The 14979-nt window shown below is 65.0% G+C and carries 15 protein-coding genes and 1 pseudogene; 8 read left to right on the top strand and 8 right to left on the bottom strand.

The genetic code is table 11. The features are described from left to right. Positions 1–138: 138 nt before the first annotated feature. The 8 genes from KDW55_RS11380 (at position 139) to KDW55_RS11345 (ending at position 9261) form a co-directional block, all read left to right on the top strand. Entirely contained in the window at positions 139–1290 is a 1152-nt protein-coding gene (locus KDW55_RS11380) for a DegT/DnrJ/EryC1/StrS aminotransferase family protein (RefSeq protein ID WP_040144322.1), read from the top strand. A 6-nt stretch (positions 1291–1296) separates the two neighbouring features. Further along, entirely contained in the window at positions 1297–2319 is a 1023-nt protein-coding gene (locus tag KDW55_RS11375) for a glycosyltransferase (protein WP_069241461.1), read from the top strand. After that, complete coding sequence (locus KDW55_RS11370) at positions 2316–3263, top strand: formyltransferase (protein ID WP_040144324.1); 948 nt, start codon at positions 2316–2318, stop codon at positions 3261–3263. Before KDW55_RS11375 ends, KDW55_RS11370 begins: the two co-directional genes overlap by 4 nt. Further along, entirely contained in the window at positions 3260–4315 is a 1056-nt protein-coding gene (locus tag KDW55_RS11365) for a bifunctional UDP-4-keto-pentose/UDP-xylose synthase (protein WP_059547613.1), read from the top strand. Before KDW55_RS11370 ends, KDW55_RS11365 begins: the two co-directional genes overlap by 4 nt. Positions 4316–4327: 12 nt before the next feature. Further along, complete coding sequence (locus KDW55_RS11360) at positions 4328–5224, top strand: polysaccharide deacetylase family protein (protein ID WP_040144325.1); 897 nt, start codon at positions 4328–4330, stop codon at positions 5222–5224. Positions 5225–5331: 107 nt separating this feature from the next. After that, entirely contained in the window at positions 5332–5793 is a 462-nt protein-coding gene (locus tag KDW55_RS11355) for a peroxiredoxin (protein ID WP_040144326.1), read from the top strand. A 332-nt stretch (positions 5794–6125) separates the two neighbouring features. Next, the gene (locus KDW55_RS11350) at positions 6126–7940 is read left to right on the top strand and encodes a PhoH family protein (RefSeq protein WP_040144327.1); all 1815 of its coding nucleotides are present in this window, start codon (positions 6126–6128) and stop codon (positions 7938–7940) included. A 235-nt stretch (positions 7941–8175) separates the two neighbouring features. Next, the gene (locus KDW55_RS11345) at positions 8176–9261 is read left to right on the top strand and encodes a C40 family peptidase (RefSeq protein ID WP_212160601.1); all 1086 of its coding nucleotides are present in this window, start codon (positions 8176–8178) and stop codon (positions 9259–9261) included. Between the two features lie 137 nt (positions 9262–9398). On the opposite strand, the gene KDW55_RS11340 is transcribed toward KDW55_RS11345, so the two are convergent. From KDW55_RS11340 to KDW55_RS11305, 8 genes and pseudogenes are all read right to left on the bottom strand, one after another. Beyond that, positions 9399–10409 carry an inorganic phosphate transporter gene (locus KDW55_RS11340; RefSeq protein WP_059547620.1) on the bottom strand — a complete coding sequence of 337 codons (1011 nt, stop codon included), beginning with the start codon at positions 10407–10409 and terminating at the stop codon, positions 9399–9401. Between the two features lie 10 nt (positions 10410–10419). Next, entirely contained in the window at positions 10420–11046 is a 627-nt protein-coding gene (locus tag KDW55_RS11335; RefSeq protein WP_040144330.1) for a DUF47 domain-containing protein, read from the bottom strand. Between the two features lie 146 nt (positions 11047–11192). After that, entirely contained in the window at positions 11193–12575 is a 1383-nt protein-coding gene (locus KDW55_RS11330) for a replicative DNA helicase (RefSeq protein ID WP_040144331.1), read from the bottom strand. Between the two features lie 139 nt (positions 12576–12714). After that, entirely contained in the window at positions 12715–13167 is a 453-nt protein-coding gene (gene rplI / locus KDW55_RS11325) for a 50S ribosomal protein L9 (protein WP_040144332.1), read from the bottom strand. A gap of 27 nt (positions 13168–13194) precedes the next feature. Further along, on the bottom strand, positions 13195–13470 hold the full coding sequence (rpsR, locus tag KDW55_RS11320; RefSeq protein WP_006486248.1) for a 30S ribosomal protein S18: 276 nt from the start codon (positions 13468–13470) through the stop codon (positions 13195–13197). Positions 13471–13474: 4 nt separating this feature from the next. Further along, complete coding sequence (gene priB / locus KDW55_RS11315) at positions 13475–13774, bottom strand: primosomal replication protein N (protein WP_040144333.1); 300 nt, start codon at positions 13772–13774, stop codon at positions 13475–13477. 40 nt (positions 13775–13814) lie between these two features. After that, positions 13815–14189, bottom strand: a complete 375-nt coding sequence (gene rpsF, locus KDW55_RS11310) for a 30S ribosomal protein S6 (RefSeq protein ID WP_006755436.1) — start codon at positions 14187–14189, stop codon at positions 13815–13817. Positions 14190–14430: 241 nt separating this feature from the next. Continuing rightward, positions 14431–14979 (bottom strand): annotated as a pseudogene (locus tag KDW55_RS11305) (anti-sigma factor); the annotation flags it as partial.

The following is a 14979-nucleotide window of genomic DNA, read 5'->3' as shown; positions in this document are numbered from 1 at the left end:
CGGCCCGGTCGCACCGGCGGGCATTAAGCGCCCGCCTACAAAAAATCACGGTACGAAACGCTCAACCGGTGTTTAATGCCGGTTTCGGGCCGGATCGCCCGCCCCTTTATTACCAGCCATTACAGGCAAACCGCATTCATGAGCCAGACTACCGCTCCGTTTTTGCCGTTCACCCGCCCGGAGATCGATGAGGAAACCATCCAGGGCGTCGTCGAAGTGCTGCGCTCGGGCTGGATCACCACCGGCCCGCAGAACCAGAAGTTCGAAGCCGCGCTGTCCGAGTATTGCGGCGGCCGGCCGGTGCGCGCGTTCAACTCCGGCACGTGCACGCTCGAGATCGGCCTGCGCATCGCAGGCGTGGGCCCCGGCGACGAAGTGATCACGACGCCCGCCACGTGGGTGTCGACCAGCAACGTAATCCTCGAAACCGGCGCGACGCCGGTGTTCGCCGACATCGACCCGGTCACGCGCAACATCGACCTCGACAAGCTCGAGCAGGCGATCACGCCGCGCACGAAGGCGATCATCCCGGTCTACCTGGCCGGCCTGCCGGTGGACATGGACCGCCTGTACGCGATCGCGCGCGCCCGCAACCTGCGCGTGATCGAGGACGCGGCCCAGGCGCTCGGCTCGACGTGGAAAGGCCAACGCATCGGCGCAATCGGCGACATCGTGTCGTTCAGCTTCCACGCGAACAAGAACCTGACGACGATCGAAGGCGGCGCACTCGTGCTGAACGACGACGCCGAAGCGGCGCTCGCGCAGAAGTACCGGCTGCAGGGCATCACGCGCACCGGCTTCGACGGGATGGACTGCGACGTGCTCGGCGGCAAGTACAACATGACCGACGTCGCCGCGCGCGTCGGTCTCGGCCAGCTGCCGCACCTCGAGCGCTTCACCGCGCAGCGCCGCGCGCTCGCGCGCGCGTATTTCGCGGCCCTCGACGGCGGCCCGGCCGTGACGCTCGGGCTCGGGTTGCCGGTCGCCGATTTCGAGAACGGCAACTGGCACATGTTCCAGGTCACGCTGCCGCTCGAACGGCTGTCGATCTCGCGCGCGGACTTCATGGCGCAGATGAAGGAGCGCGGCATCGGCACGGGCGTCCACTACCCGGCCATCCACCTTTTCACGCTGTATCGCGCGCGCGGCTTCAGGGAGGGCATGTTCCCCCACGCCGAGCGGTACGGCGCCTCGACCGTCACGCTGCCGCTGTTCACGCAGATGACGGAAGACGATGTGCGTCGCGTAGCCGACGCCATCAATCAGATTTGCGAACAATACGGAAAATAAGCGTACATGAATCACCTTGAAGCACGCGCCGGGCATCCGGGCGCCGCGAACCCGGAGGTTTCGGTCATCATCCCCGTGTACAACGAGGAAGACGGCCTGGCTGCGCTGTTCGCGCGGCTGTACCCGGCACTCGACGCACTCGGCACGTCATACGAAGTGATCCTGATCAACGACGGCAGCCGCGACCGCTCGGCCGCGATGCTCGCGGACCAGTTCCACGTGCGTCCCGACACGACGCGCGTCGTGCTGCTCAACGGCAACTACGGCCAGCACATGGCGATCCTCGCCGGCTTCGCGCAGTCGCGCGGCGAGATCGTGATCACGCTCGACGCCGACCTGCAGAACCCGCCCGAGGAGATCGGCAAGCTGATCGCGAAGATGCGCGAAGGCTACGACTACGTCGGCTCGATCCGCAAGCAGCGGCAGGACAGCCTGTGGCGCCGCAAGGCATCGCAGATGATGAACCGGCTGCGCGAGCGCATCACGCGTATCAAGATGACCGACCAGGGCTGCATGCTGCGCGCGTACAGCCGCCGCATCATCGACACGATCAACGTGTGCGGCGAAGTCAACACGTTCATCCCCGCGCTCGCCTACACGTTCGCGCAGAACCCGACCGAAATCGAGGTCGCGCACGAGGAGCGCTTCGCGGGCCAGTCGAAGTATTCGCTGTACAGCCTGATCCGGCTGAACTTCGATCTGGTGACCGGCTTCTCGGTCGTGCCGCTGCAGTGGCTGTCGTTCATCGGCGTGATCCTGTCGCTCGGCTCCGCGGCGCTGTTCGTGCTGCTGCTCGTGCGCCGCTTCATCGTCGGCGCGGAAGTGCAAGGCGTGTTCACGCTGTTCGCGATCACGTTCTTCCTGCTCGGCGTGATCATCTTCGCGCTCGGGCTGCTCGGCGAATACGTCGGCCGCATCTACCAGCAGGTGCGTGCACGGCCGCGCTACCTGATTCAGGCAGTGCTCGAGCAGCACGAAGGCGTGCCGCCGGTGCCGGCTGCCGCGAACCGCGCGGGAGCCGCGCAATGAAGCCGCGCGCGGTCGTCTTCGCGTATCACAACGTCGGCGTGCGCTGCCTGCAGGTGCTGCTGGCACGCGGCGTCGACGTCGCACTCGTCGTCACGCACGAGGACAACCCGAACGAGAACATCTGGTTCGGCAGCGTCGCATCGGTGGCCGCCGAGCACGGGATCCCGGTCGTCACGCCGGCCGATCCCGCCGATCCCGCGCTGCGCCGCGCCGTGTCCGACGCGCAGCCCGACTTCATCTTCTCGTTCTACTACCGCCACATGCTGCCGGCGGACCTGCTCGCCATCGCACCGCGCGGCGCGTACAACATGCACGGGTCGCTGCTGCCGAAATACCGGGGTCGGGTTCCGACCAACTGGGCCGTGCTGAACGGCGAAACGGAAACCGGCGCGACGCTGCACGAAATGGCCGCGAAGCCGGACGCCGGCGCGATCGTCGGCCAGACCGCCGTGCCGATCCTGCCGGACGACACCGCGGCGCAGGTATTCGACAAGGTGACGGTGGCGGCCGAACAGACGCTCTGGCGCGTGCTGCCCGCGCTGCTCGCGGGCGACGCGCCGCATCTGCCTAACGACCTCGCGAACGGCAGCTACTACGGCGGACGCAAGCCGGAGGACGGCCGCATCGACTGGACGAAGCCGGCCGCGCAGGTCTACAACCTGGTGCGCGCGGTCGCCCCGCCGTATCCGGGCGCGTTCACCGACATCGGCGGCACGCGGTTCGTGGTCGCCCGCGCGCGCGTCGCGGCACCCGGCAGCGCCGCCGCCGCGGCTGCGGCGGATTTGCCGCCCGGCCTGCACGTAAGCGATAATGCGCTATTCGGCGTCTGCGGCGACAGCCGCGCCCTATCCATTCTCGAGCTGTGGCAGCAGCGCGACGGCGGCGAAACCGTCGTGACGCCCGCGGAATTCGCGCAGTTCATTCATTCTTCCCGTCATTCATGAAAGCAAAAAAAGTCCTGATCCTGGGTGTGAACGGCTTCATCGGTCATCACCTGTCGAAGCGCATTCTTGAAACCACCGATTGGGAAGTGTTCGGCATGGACATGCAGACCGACCGGTTGGGCGACCTCGTCAACCACGAGCGGATGCATTTCTTCGAAGGCGACATCACGATCAACAAGGAGTGGGTCGAGTATCACGTGAAGAAGTGCGACGTGATCCTGCCGCTCGTCGCGATCGCGACGCCGGCCACCTACGTCCAGCAGCCGCTGCGCGTGTTCGAACTCGACTTCGAGGCGAACCTGCCGATCGTGCGCTCGGCCGTCAAGTACGGCAAGCACCTCGTGTTTCCGTCGACCTCCGAGGTCTACGGCATGTGCTCGGACGAGCAGTTCGACCCGGACGCGTCGGCGCTCACGTACGGCCCGATCAACAAGCCGCGCTGGATCTACGCATGCTCGAAGCAGCTGATGGACCGCGTGATCTGGGGCTACGGGATGGAAGGCCTGAACTTCACGCTGTTCCGTCCGTTCAACTGGATCGGCCCGGGCCTCGACTCGATCTACACGCCGAAGGAAGGCAGCTCGCGCGTGGTCACGCAGTTCCTCGGCCACATCGTGCGCGGCGAGAACATCAGCCTCGTCGACGGCGGCTCGCAAAAGCGCGCGTTCACCGACATCGACGACGGCATCAGCGCGCTGATGAAGATCATCGACAACAAGAACGGCGTCGCGTCGGGCAAGATCTACAACATCGGCAATCCGAAGAACAACTTCTCGGTTCGCGAGCTCGCGCACAAGATGCTCGAACTGGCCGCCGAATTCCCGGAATACGCGGATTCCGCAAAACAGGTGAAGCTCGTCGAGACGACCTCCGGCGCGTACTACGGCAACGGCTACCAGGACGTGCAGAACCGCGTGCCGAAGATCGACAACACGATGCAGGAGCTCGCGTGGGCGCCGCAATCGACGTTCGACGACGCACTGCGCAAGATCTTCGAAGCGTATCGCGGCCATGTCGCCGACGCACGCGCGCTCGTCGAACAGCAGAACTGACGGGACGCTCGCTTGGCTCGTATCGTCCTCAAGATCGACGTCGACACGCTGCGCGGCACGCGCGAAGGCGTGCCGAATCTCGCGCGCATCTTCGATCGCTTCAATGCGCGCGCGACCTTCCTCTTCAGCCTCGGGCCCGATCACACGGGCTGGGCGCTGCGGCGCGTGTTCCGCCCCGGCTTCCTGAAGAAGGTGTCGCGCACGTCGGTGGTCGAGCATTACGGCGTGAAGCAGCTGATGTACGGCGTGCTGCTGCCAGGCCCCGACATCGGCCGGCGCGCGATCGCCGACATGCGCGCGATTCACGAGGCCGGCTTCGAATGCGGAATCCATACGTGGGATCACGTGTACTGGCAGGACAACGTGCGCGCACGCGATCGCGACTGGACCGCGCGTGAGATGCAGAAGAGCCACGCGCGCTTTGTCGACGTCTTCGGCGCGCCGCCCGTCACGCACGGCGCGGCCGGCTGGCAGATGAACGACGCCGCGTTCGAGCAGATCGACGCATGGGGGATGCGCTACGCCTCCGACGGCCGCGGCCATTCGCCGTACCTGCCCGTCGTCGGCGGCCGCACACTGTCGCACGTGCAGATGCCGACCACGCTGCCGACGCTCGACGAGGTGCTCGGCATCGACGGCATCGACACGCACAACGTCGCAGCGCACATCCTGAAGTTCACCGAAACCAACCCGCACGACCAGGTATTCACGCTGCATGCGGAACTGGAAGGCCAGAAGCTCGCGCCCGTGTTCGAGCAATTGCTCGCGGGCTGGCGCGCGCAGGGCCATACGTTTGCGACGATGGGCGACTATCACGCGACGCTGGACCGCGACACGCTGCCATCGTACCCTGTCGCGTGGGGCGAAATCCCCGGCCGCTCCGGCGAACTGATCGTCCAGCCCGACTGACGTTCGCGCGCAGGCGCCGCCTGCCCCGCCCTTGCGGCGTGCCGCCGCGCCGCCCTGCCGAACCGCGCCGCCCGAGCGGCGCCTTTCCATAACAACAGGAGAAGCACGTGTCCGTCGAAGTTGACCGTCAAGTTCCCGATTTCACCGCAGCTGCCACGGGCGGCGACATTTCGCTGTCCGACCTGAAGGGCAAGAAGCTCGTGCTGTATTTCTATCCGAAGGACAACACGCCGGGCTGCACGACCGAAGGCCTGCAGTTCCGCGATCTGTATCCGAAGTTCAAGAAGGCCGGCGCGGAAGTGATTGGCGTGTCGCGCGACAGCCTGCGCTCGCATGACAATTTCAAGGCGAAGCTCGAGCTGCCGTTTCCGCTGATTTCCGATGCCGACGAAGCGTTGTGCGCGCTGTTCGATGTCATCAAGATGAAGAAAATGTATGGCAAGGAAGTGCGCGGAATCGAACGTTCGACGTTCCTGATCGACGCCGACGGCGTGCTTCGCCACGCATGGCGCGGCATCAAGGTACCCGGCCACGTGGACGACGTGCTTAAGGCTGTACAAGCGCTTTGAGGCGCGTTATATTGGGCCGCAATGAATGCCAGTTCGCCCCATATTTCTCGTAGCTGCGCCGGTGCCCGTTGCGATGCTTTCCGGCACCTGACGCGCATCACGACGGTATCAGCCGAGCCGCATGTCCCGGTCCACGGGGCAGCGGCTTTTTTTATGGACTGCGCGCCGGCTCTCGGTCCGGCCCTCACCTCGTCAAGGAGCTGACCGACACTTAGGCGAACCGGCTAGACGAAATTCCTGTGCGCCACCGCGCGCAAACTGCATGCGTCTACGTCACGCAGGATGCGATCAGCGGCGCACTTCATGCGACACGATTCCTCCCGAGGGACACCATGCCTTTGCCTACCCCCCCCAGCAAGCTCGGCAGCCTGCTGCCGCCCGATGAATACAAGGCGAAAGCGCGGCCCGCGAAAGCCGCGAAGAAATCCGCCGAAGGGGACGCATCCACAGCCGGCGACTTCGGCCCGGCGAGCGTGGCCCAACCGATGACCGAAGCCGCGAACACGGCCGCGCCGCTGCGCGCCGTCGCCTCGCCGGCACCGGAAGCCGCGGGCACGTCCGCACGCGGCCGCAAGACCAGACAAACCGCCGCGTTGCTGCAGCCGATCCCGGCGCCTGCCGAACCCGCAATGACCGCGCCCCCCGTCGTCGCGCGCAATGACAAGCCCGCCGCGAGCAAGCCGTCCGCCGCGACGCCTGCGCGCGACGCCGGCGCCGCGACGAAGTCGCGCAACCGCAAGCCGGCCGAAGCCGAACTGCAGAAGCTGTTCGTGCTCGACACGAACGTGCTGATGCACGATCCGAGCAGCCTCTTCCGCTTCGAGGAACATGACGTCTATCTGCCGATGATGACGCTCGAGGAACTCGACAATCACAAGAAGGGGATGTCCGAAGTCGCGCGCAACGCGCGCCAGGTGAGCCGCACGCTCGACGCGCTGGTCGCTGACGGCGGCCCGATCTCGGCCGGCATTCCGCTGTCGCGCCTTGGCAGTCGCGAGGCGCTCGGCCGCTTGTACTTCCAGACGAAGCTGGCCGACATCGCGCCGGTCGAAGGCCTGCCCGAAGGCAAGGCCGACAACCAGATCCTCGGCGTCGTGCGCGCGCTGCAGCGCGACCGGCCGGACCGCCAGGTCGTGCTGGTGTCGAAAGACATCAACATGCGGATCAAGGCGCACGCGCTCGGCCTGCCCGCGGAAGACTACTTCAACGACCAGGTACTCGAGGACAAGGACCTCCTCTACACGGGCGTGCGCGAACTCCCGCAGGACTTCTGGACCAAGCACGCGAAGGGAATGGAGAGCTGGCAGGACACGAAGACGGGCACGACGTACTACCGCGTGACGGGCCCGCTCGTCGCGTCGATGCTCGTCAACGAGTTCGTCTATCTCGAGCCGCAGAACGGCGAACCGGCATTCCACGCGATCGTTCGCGAGCTGAACGGCAAGACGGCGCTGCTGCAGACGCTGCGTGACTACAGTCACCACAAGAACAACGTGTGGGGCATCACCGCGCGCAACCGCGAACAGAACTTCGCGCTGAACCTGCTGATGAACCCGGAAATCGACTTCGTCACGCTGCTCGGCCAGGCCGGCACCGGCAAGACGCTCGTCGCGCTCGCGGCCGGGCTCGCGCAGGTGCTCGACGACAAGCGCTACAACGAAATCATCGTGACGCGCGCGACCGTGCCCGTCGGCGAGGACATCGGCTTCCTGCCCGGCACCGAGGAAGAGAAGATGCAGCCGTGGATGGGCGCATTCGACGACAACCTCGAAGTGCTGCAAAAGACTGACGACGCCGCCGGCGAATGGGGGCGTGCGGCAACGCAGGAACTGATCCGTTCGCGCCTGAAGGTGAAGAGCATGAACTTCATGCGCGGCCGCACGTTCGTCGACAAGTACCTGATCATCGACGAAGCGCAAAACCTGACGCCCAAACAGATGAAGACGCTCGTGACGCGCGCGGGCCCGGGCACGAAGATCGTGTGCCTCGGCAACATCGCGCAGATCGATACGCCTTACCTGACCGAAGGCAGTTCGGGCCTGACGTACGTCGTCGACCGCTTCAAGGGCTGGGGCCACAGCGGCCACGTGACGCTGGCGCGCGGCGAACGCTCGCGGCTGGCCGACTACGCGTCGGACATCCTGTAACGCGCAGGCCCGGCCGGTCGGCCCGCTTTCGACGCCACGCGGCGCTCCGTTTCCGGAGCGCCGTTTTTATTTGGGGTCGAAGAAAAAGACGATGCCGCGTCACGCAACAATGCAGTTTACGCGCGAAACTTCAAGTAAATTCTCAGGAATGGTTGCGTAAGCCCCGCCGGAACGTCTACCATCTGGTCTGTCTGTCGTCATACGATTCGCGCGCGCCGCGCGCGTCCGCCTTGTCATGCTTCGAATCTGGGTTCCCGTCGCCGTCGTTTCACTGCTTGCGGCCTGCTCCAGCGTGCCGCCGCAGTCGGCATCGCACACCTCCGGCACGAAGATCACGACACCGCGCGCGTTCCCCCCTCCAGCCAATTTCCCGAAGTTCGTCGACCACAGCGTCGGCCAGGAAGAAATCTCGATCCAGGCGATGAGCCTCGTCGGCGTCCCGTATCGCTGGGGCGGCAACACGCCGACCAGCGGCTTCGATTGCAGCGGGCTGGTGCGTTACGTGATCGGGCGCGCGGCCGACGTGAACCTGCCGCGCACGACCGCCGACATGAGCAGCCGCGGCGTATCGATCGAGCCCGACGAAATCGCGCCGGGCGACCTGATCTTCTTCAACACGACCGGGCGGCCGCATTCGCACGTCGGCATCTACGTCGGCAAGCTGCGCTTCGTCAACGCGCCGTCGACCGGCGGCACCGTGCGGCTCGACTATCTGACGAATCCGTACTGGGCGAAGCGCTTCGACGGCATTCGCCGCGTCGCGCCGCCACGCTCGACGCCGACGCCGTTCGAAGCCCCGACTTACGAGGCGAAGCGCGACGAGCCGCGCAATCCGTCTGCGGTTGCGCCCGCGGCGGCAGTCGTAGCCACCGCCGCCGCGGCGCGGCAGTCTGCCTATGTCCCGTCGCCGACAAGAGCGGCGCAGGCGCCGGCGCCGGTCGCGCGGCCGACGCCGGTCGTAACGGCTGCCGCAGCCGCGCCTTCGGCACCCGCCGCCGATGCGTACGAACCGCCGCCGCGGATGCAGGCAGCTTTGCAGCAGCCCGCATCGGAAAATGACGCGCTGCCCGCAATGACGACCAATACAGCCTCGGCTGCCGCTACGGAAGTCGGCACGCCGATTCCGACGACGGCGCTGACGGCCGCCGAGGCTGCGGCCTTCGATGCCGAACCGCCGGCAGCCGCCACGCCGGCGCCTGCGCGCAGTATCGAGCCGCCGCCGGTGCGGGTATTGCGTGCGTCGACGCAATCCGCGCCCGCCAGCCCGCGCACCGGCACGGCAGACGATCCGATCGCGCGGTTCGCGAACGGCAGTTACTGACCGGTCATCCGATCCGAATCCCGGCCGTCACGACGTCGACGGCATTTGCCGCCCTGCTTCCGCCGAACCGCAAAAGAAAATGCGCCGCAGCCTTTCGGCGTGCGGCGCATTGCGTATCGTTCGGACCGTACCGGCGGTCAGAAAATCTGGCGCCCGATCCACCATCCACCGGCCGCGAACAGCGCAGCCGCCGGCAGCGTCAGCACCCATGCCCACACGATATTGCCGGCGACGCCCCAGCGCACGGCCGACAGCTTCTGCGTCGCGCCGACGCCGACGATCGCGCCGGTGATCGTATGGGTGGTCGACACGGGAATGCCAAGGAACGACGCGATGAAAAGCGTGATCGCGCCACCGCTTTCCGCGCAGAAACCGCCGACCGGCTTCAGCTTCGTGATCTTCTGCCCCATCGTGCGGACGATGCGCCAGCCGCCGAACAGCGTGCCGAGCCCCATCGACAGGTAGCACGCGCCGATCACCCACGCGGGCGGCGCATCGGCCGTTGCCGACGCATAGCCCGACGCGATCAGCAGCATCCAGATGATGCCGATCGTCTTCTGCGCGTCGTTGCCGCCGTGGCCGAGGCTGTACAGGCCGGCCGACAGCAGCTGAAGCCGGCGGAAGCGCCGGTCGACCTTGCTGGGCGCGGTACGGAAATACAGCCACGACACGCCGAGCATGAACAGCGAACCGAGGATGAAGCCGAGCAGCGGCGAGATGAAGATGAACGCGATCGTCTTCAGCAGACCATCGATGTTGAGTGCGCTCCAGCCGGACTTCGCAAGCGCCGCGCCGACGAGGCCGCCGATCAGCGCGTGCGACGAGCTCGACGGGATCCCGTAGTACCAGGTGATCACGTTCCACCCGATCGCGCCGACGAGCGCGCCGAACACGACGTAGTGGTCGACGATCTCCGGATCGATCGTGCCTTTACCGACGGTCTGCGCGACCTTCAGGTGGAAGATGAAGTACGCGATGACGTTGAACGCGGCCGCGAACACGACGGCCTGCTGCGGCTTCAGCACCCCGGTGGACACGACGGTGGCGATCGAGTTCGCCGCGTCGTGGAAGCCGTTCATGAAGTCGAATACGAGCGCGACGAGCACCAGCGTCGCGACCATCCATAGGGCGAGTTGTATCGAATGCATCGTGGTCCGCTCAGGCGTTTTCCAGCACGATGCCTTCGATGATGTTCGCGACGTCCTCGCACTTGTCGGTGATCTCTTCGAGCAGCTCGTAGATCGCCTTCAGCTTGATGAGCGTCTTCACGTCGTCCTCTTCGCGGAACAGCTTCGACATCGCCGCGCGCAGCACGCGATCGGCTTCCGACTCCCAGCGGTCGATCTCCTCGCACTGCTTCAGAATCTGCGCGGACTGCTTCATGTCCGACAGCAGCGCGACCGCCTGCTGGACGTGTTGCGCCGACTGCGTGACGATGTGCGCGAGCTGGCTCGCCTCCGACGTGACCGACTGCACGTCGTACAGCGACACGGCCGTCGCGACGTCTTCCATCAGGTCGAGGATGTCGTCCATCGTCGTGATCAGCTTGTGGATTTCGTCGCGATCGAGCGGCGTGATGAACGTCTTGTGCAGCAGATCGATCGCTTCATGCGTGAGCTTGTCAGCGGCCTTCTCGGCGATTTGCACGTTTTGCTTGTGAATCTCGGCGTCGGCGAGATTGTCGATTAGCAGTTCGAGCTCGCGGCCACCGGAAACGATGTGCTTCGCGTGCGCGTTGAAGAGTTCAAAGAACTTGCCCTCCGTGGGCATGAATCGACCGAACATGGGATTCCTGAGAGATTGTCAAACGACTGTCACGAAAACGGGCGACATTGTACCGTTTTCGGTTGCGACGCGACGCGCGCATATGCGCGCGCCGGGATTGGATACAACGCTTGGTGAAATAACGGTTTACATCCGGCGAAGAACTGTTACTCGCCGTAGAAGTTCTGCGCCCCCGCAAAGTTGTCGAACTTCGTGTATTGGCCCAGGAACGTGAGCCGAACGGGCCCGATCGGACCGTTACGCTGCTTGCCGATGATGATCTCGGCCGTCCCCTTGTCCGGGCTGTCGGGATTGTAAACTTCGTCGCGGTAAATGAACAGGATCACGTCCGCGTCCTGTTCGATTGCGCCCGACTCGCGCAAATCCGACATCACCGGGCGCTTGTTCGGCCGCTGTTCGAGACCGCGGTTCAGCTGCGACAGCGCGATCACCGGTACGTCCAGCTCCTTCGCGAGGCTCTTCAGCGATCGCGAGATCTCCGAGATTTCGGTCGCGCGGTTCTCGCCCTGCGACGAACCCGACATCAGCTGCAGGTAGTCGACGATGATCAGGCCGAGCTTGCCGCATTGACGCGCAAGGCGTCGCGCGCGGGAGCGCAATTCCATCGGATTCAGGCCGCCCGTCTCGTCGATGAAAAGTTGCGCCTCGCTCATCTTTTGCACCGCGTGCGTGAGCTTCGGCCAGTCCTCGTCGGTCAGCCGGCCGGTACGCATCCGGTGCTGGTCGAGCCGGCCGATCGAGCCGAGCATACGCATCACGAGCTGGGTGCCCGGCATTTCCATCGAGAACACCGCGACCGGCAGCCCGTACTCGACTGCGACGTATTCGCCGATGTTCATCGAGAAGGCCGTCTTACCCATCGACGGTCTGCCCGCCACGATGATCAGCTCTCCGCCGTGCATCCCGGACGTCATCCGGTCGAGGTCGACGAAGCCCGTCGGCGTGCCGGTAACGTCGCTCGGGTTCGCGGTGTGATACAGCGTGTCGATCCGCTCGACGACCTGCGTGAGCAGCGGGCCGATTTCCAGAAAACCCTGGTTGCCGCGCGCGCCCTCTTCGGCGATCGAGAACACCTTCGACTCGGCCTCGTCGAGCAGTTGACGGACTTCCTTGCCCTGCGGATTGAACGCGTCGGCCGAGATTTCGTCGGCGACCGATACGAGCCGGCGCAGCACCGCGCGGTCGCGCACGATCTCCGCATAGCGGCGGATGTTCGCGGCGCTGGGCGTGTTCTGCGCGAGCGCGTTCAGGTACGCGAGGCCGCCGACGTCGTCGGCCTTGCCGGACGTGGTCAACGCTTCGTACACGGTCACGACGTCGGCCGGGCGCGTCGACGCAATGAGCCGGCCGATGTGCTCGTAGATGATCCGGTGGTCGTACCGATAGAAATCGCTCTGCGACAGGAAGTCGGCAATCCGGTCCCATGCCGCGTTGTCGAGCAACAGGCCGCCGAGCACCGACTGCTCGGCTTCCACCGAATGCGGCGGAACTTTCAGCGATTCGATTTGAGGATCTTGCGGCGCGTTCATGGGTTGGGATTATCGCGAATTACACTGGACGGCGCCATACCGGCCGCCGACTGACAGGCAATAAAAAAGGCAGGCCCCGGTTGCCCGGGCGCCTGCCCTTGTCCGGACGGCGGAAGCCGCCCGGCAAGCTTGCGTACGCTTACGCGTGGTCGCCGATCACGTTGATCGTGACGTCGACGACGACGTCCGTGTGCAGCGCGATCTGGACGACGTGCTCGCCGATCATCTTCAGCGGGCCTTCCGGCATGCGAACTTGCAGCTTCTCGACTTCGAAACCCGCCTTCTTCAGCAGTTCCGCGACGTCGCCGTTCGTGACCGAGCCGAACAGACGGCCGTCGACGCCCGACTTCTGCGTGACTTCGAACGTCTGGCCGTTCAGCTTTTCGCCGACTGCCTGCGCTGCTGCCAGCTTTTCAGCGGCGATCTTTTCGAGTTCGGCACGGCGAACTTCGAATTCGGCGATCGCTTCCTTCGTTGCACGGCGAGCCTTGCGGTTCGGGATCAGGAAGTTGCGAGCGTAACCGTCCTTGACCTTGACGATATCGCCGAGGTTGCCCAGATTGGCGACTTTTTCCAACAGAATGATTTGCATTCGAATTCTCCTTATTGCGTCGCCTGATTACGCCTTGTGCTGATCGGTGTACGGCAGCAGCGCGAGGAAACGCGCACGCTTGATTGCCGTATCCAGCTGACGCTGATAGTGCGCCTTCGTACCCGTCAGACGAGCCGGCGTGATCTTGCCGTTTTCGCCGATGAAGTCCTTCAGCGTTTCCGTGTCCTTGTAGTCGATCTGCTCGACGCCTGCAGCCGTGAAGCGGCAGAACTTCTTGCGCTTGAAGAGCGGGTTTTGTTGCTGACGACGCTTGTCGAATTTCTTACCAGTCGGGCGGGGCATGATTTCAGTCCTTTCCAATGTCCTGCATTGCTGTGATGTGAAACACCAAGGTTCTTGCGTTGCGGCTTTTCTTCGCCAGGAAGCCCGTGAACAGCGTCTCGACGCCCATTTCACGGCTCTCCAGCCTGCCGCTCGCCTCACCGGCCGCCACCGCCTCGATCGTCATTTCGACCTGACGGGGAATGCCTGCTTCGACGACTTCCGTGCGGTGATGCAACGTGGCGCTTGCGATCGGAACACCTGCCGGCGTATATCGCACCGGTGCGCGTTCGACGACGCTCGCCGTCAATTGCAACCTGTTCACGTGAGTGGCGCGTTCCTTGGTGGCTTAATACGTGACGAACTTAAGCCTGCGCTTCGGTCGGCTGAGCTGCAGCCGCCTTCTTGGCTTCTTCGCGCTGAACTTCCTTCATCATCGGCGACGGGCCGGTTTCGGCCTTCTTCATCTTGACGATGAGGTGGCGCAGCACGGCGTCGTTGAACTTGAACGCGTGTTCGAGTTCGTCGAGCGTCGTCTGGTCGCACTCGATGTTCATGCAGACGTAGTGAGCCTTCGCGAGTTTCTCGATCATGTAGGCCAGTTGGCGACGGCCCCAGTCTTCGACACGGTGGATCTGGCCGCCGTGCGTCGTGATCGTGGTCTTGTAACGCTCGATCATCGCGGGCACTTGCTCGCTTTGATCGGGGTGCACGATGAATACGATTTCGTAATGACGCATTACACACTCCTTGTGGATAGAAGCCACCCGGGCGTCTGAACCGGTGTGGCAAGTGAGAAGCCGAAGATTCTAACCCGGATACGGGGCGCGCGCAACAACGATCGACGATTCTCAACCGGATTCGGCCATGTTTTCAAAGACTTGACGGCGCCCGGGGCCACCTCGGCAATGCGAGCGTCCGCGCGGGAATCAGGGACGGAGCAGCGAGCGCGGCTCCGGACTCGCGCGCTGCGGGTTGAGCTCACTCGCTGCGCGCCGCCCCCAGCCGCGCATCGAGCGCCGCCCGGAACGCGGTCAGCGCCGACGGTTCCGCGTCGGTCACGGCCCACCAGGTCATCCCGGCCGCATCCCAGCGATCGAGCGCGTAGCCTTGCGACACGGTCGCGTACGGCGCGTGCGCGCGCCCTTCTCCCGCCGGCCGCACGTACACGTCGATCACGTGCTGCCGGTAGCGGTACACGAGAACCGCGACGCGACGGCGGCCGACGTAATCGAGCCGGCCGCCGGCCAGCGGAAAGCCGCTCGCCGACAAGTCCTCGACCGGCGGCGCATAGTCGAGCCGGCCGTTGAACCACGGCTTGACCGTATGCCGGTCGGTCGAGATCACGTCGATGTCGCGCGCCGACAGGCCGGCCCGCACGTGGCTCGACACGAGTTCATCGACCGTCTGGTCGGTGTCGGCGTGGCGGGCAGACAGCGCCATTCCGGCCGCCGCGGCCAGCGCGATCGCGAGCGCCACGCCCCAGCCGAGCCCGGGCAGCGCCGCGACGCGCGGCCCGGGGCCGGCAAC

It is taken from the genome of Burkholderia sp. AU19243 (assembly GCF_018148075.1).
Classification (GTDB): Bacteria; Pseudomonadota; Gammaproteobacteria; order Burkholderiales; family Burkholderiaceae; genus Burkholderia; species Burkholderia latens_A.
Note: the sequence above shows the minus strand (reverse complement) of the source record. Positions and strands in the feature narration are given on the sequence as shown.

What these genes read in the sequence shown, in the direction of transcription:
- KDW55_RS11380 (WP_040144322.1), top strand. Translation starts at nt 139, where the DNA reads ATGAGCCAGACTACCGCTCCGTTTTTGCCGTTCACCCGCCCGGAGATC.
- KDW55_RS11375 (WP_069241461.1), top strand. Translation starts at nt 1,297, where the DNA reads ATGAATCACCTTGAAGCACGCGCCGGGCATCCGGGCGCCGCGAACCCG.
- KDW55_RS11370 (WP_040144324.1), top strand. Translation starts at nt 2,316, where the DNA reads ATGAAGCCGCGCGCGGTCGTCTTCGCGTATCACAACGTCGGCGTGCGC.
- KDW55_RS11365 (WP_059547613.1), top strand. Translation starts at nt 3,260, where the DNA reads ATGAAAGCAAAAAAAGTCCTGATCCTGGGTGTGAACGGCTTCATCGGT.
- KDW55_RS11350 (WP_040144327.1), top strand. Translation starts at nt 6,126, where the DNA reads ATGCCTTTGCCTACCCCCCCCAGCAAGCTCGGCAGCCTGCTGCCGCCC.
- KDW55_RS11345 (WP_212160601.1), top strand. Translation starts at nt 8,176, where the DNA reads ATGCTTCGAATCTGGGTTCCCGTCGCCGTCGTTTCACTGCTTGCGGCC.
- KDW55_RS11340 (WP_059547620.1), bottom strand. Translation starts at nt 10,409, where the DNA reads ATGCATTCGATACAACTCGCCCTATGGATGGTCGCGACGCTGGTGCTC.
- KDW55_RS11335 (WP_040144330.1), bottom strand. Translation starts at nt 11,046, where the DNA reads ATGTTCGGTCGATTCATGCCCACGGAGGGCAAGTTCTTTGAACTCTTC.
- KDW55_RS11330 (WP_040144331.1), bottom strand. Translation starts at nt 12,575, where the DNA reads ATGAACGCGCCGCAAGATCCTCAAATCGAATCGCTGAAAGTTCCGCCG.
- rplI (WP_040144332.1), bottom strand. Translation starts at nt 13,167, where the DNA reads ATGCAAATCATTCTGTTGGAAAAAGTCGCCAATCTGGGCAACCTCGGC.
- rpsR (WP_006486248.1), bottom strand. Translation starts at nt 13,470, where the DNA reads ATGCCCCGCCCGACTGGTAAGAAATTCGACAAGCGTCGTCAGCAACAA.
- rpsF (WP_006755436.1), bottom strand. Translation starts at nt 14,189, where the DNA reads ATGCGTCATTACGAAATCGTATTCATCGTGCACCCCGATCAAAGCGAG.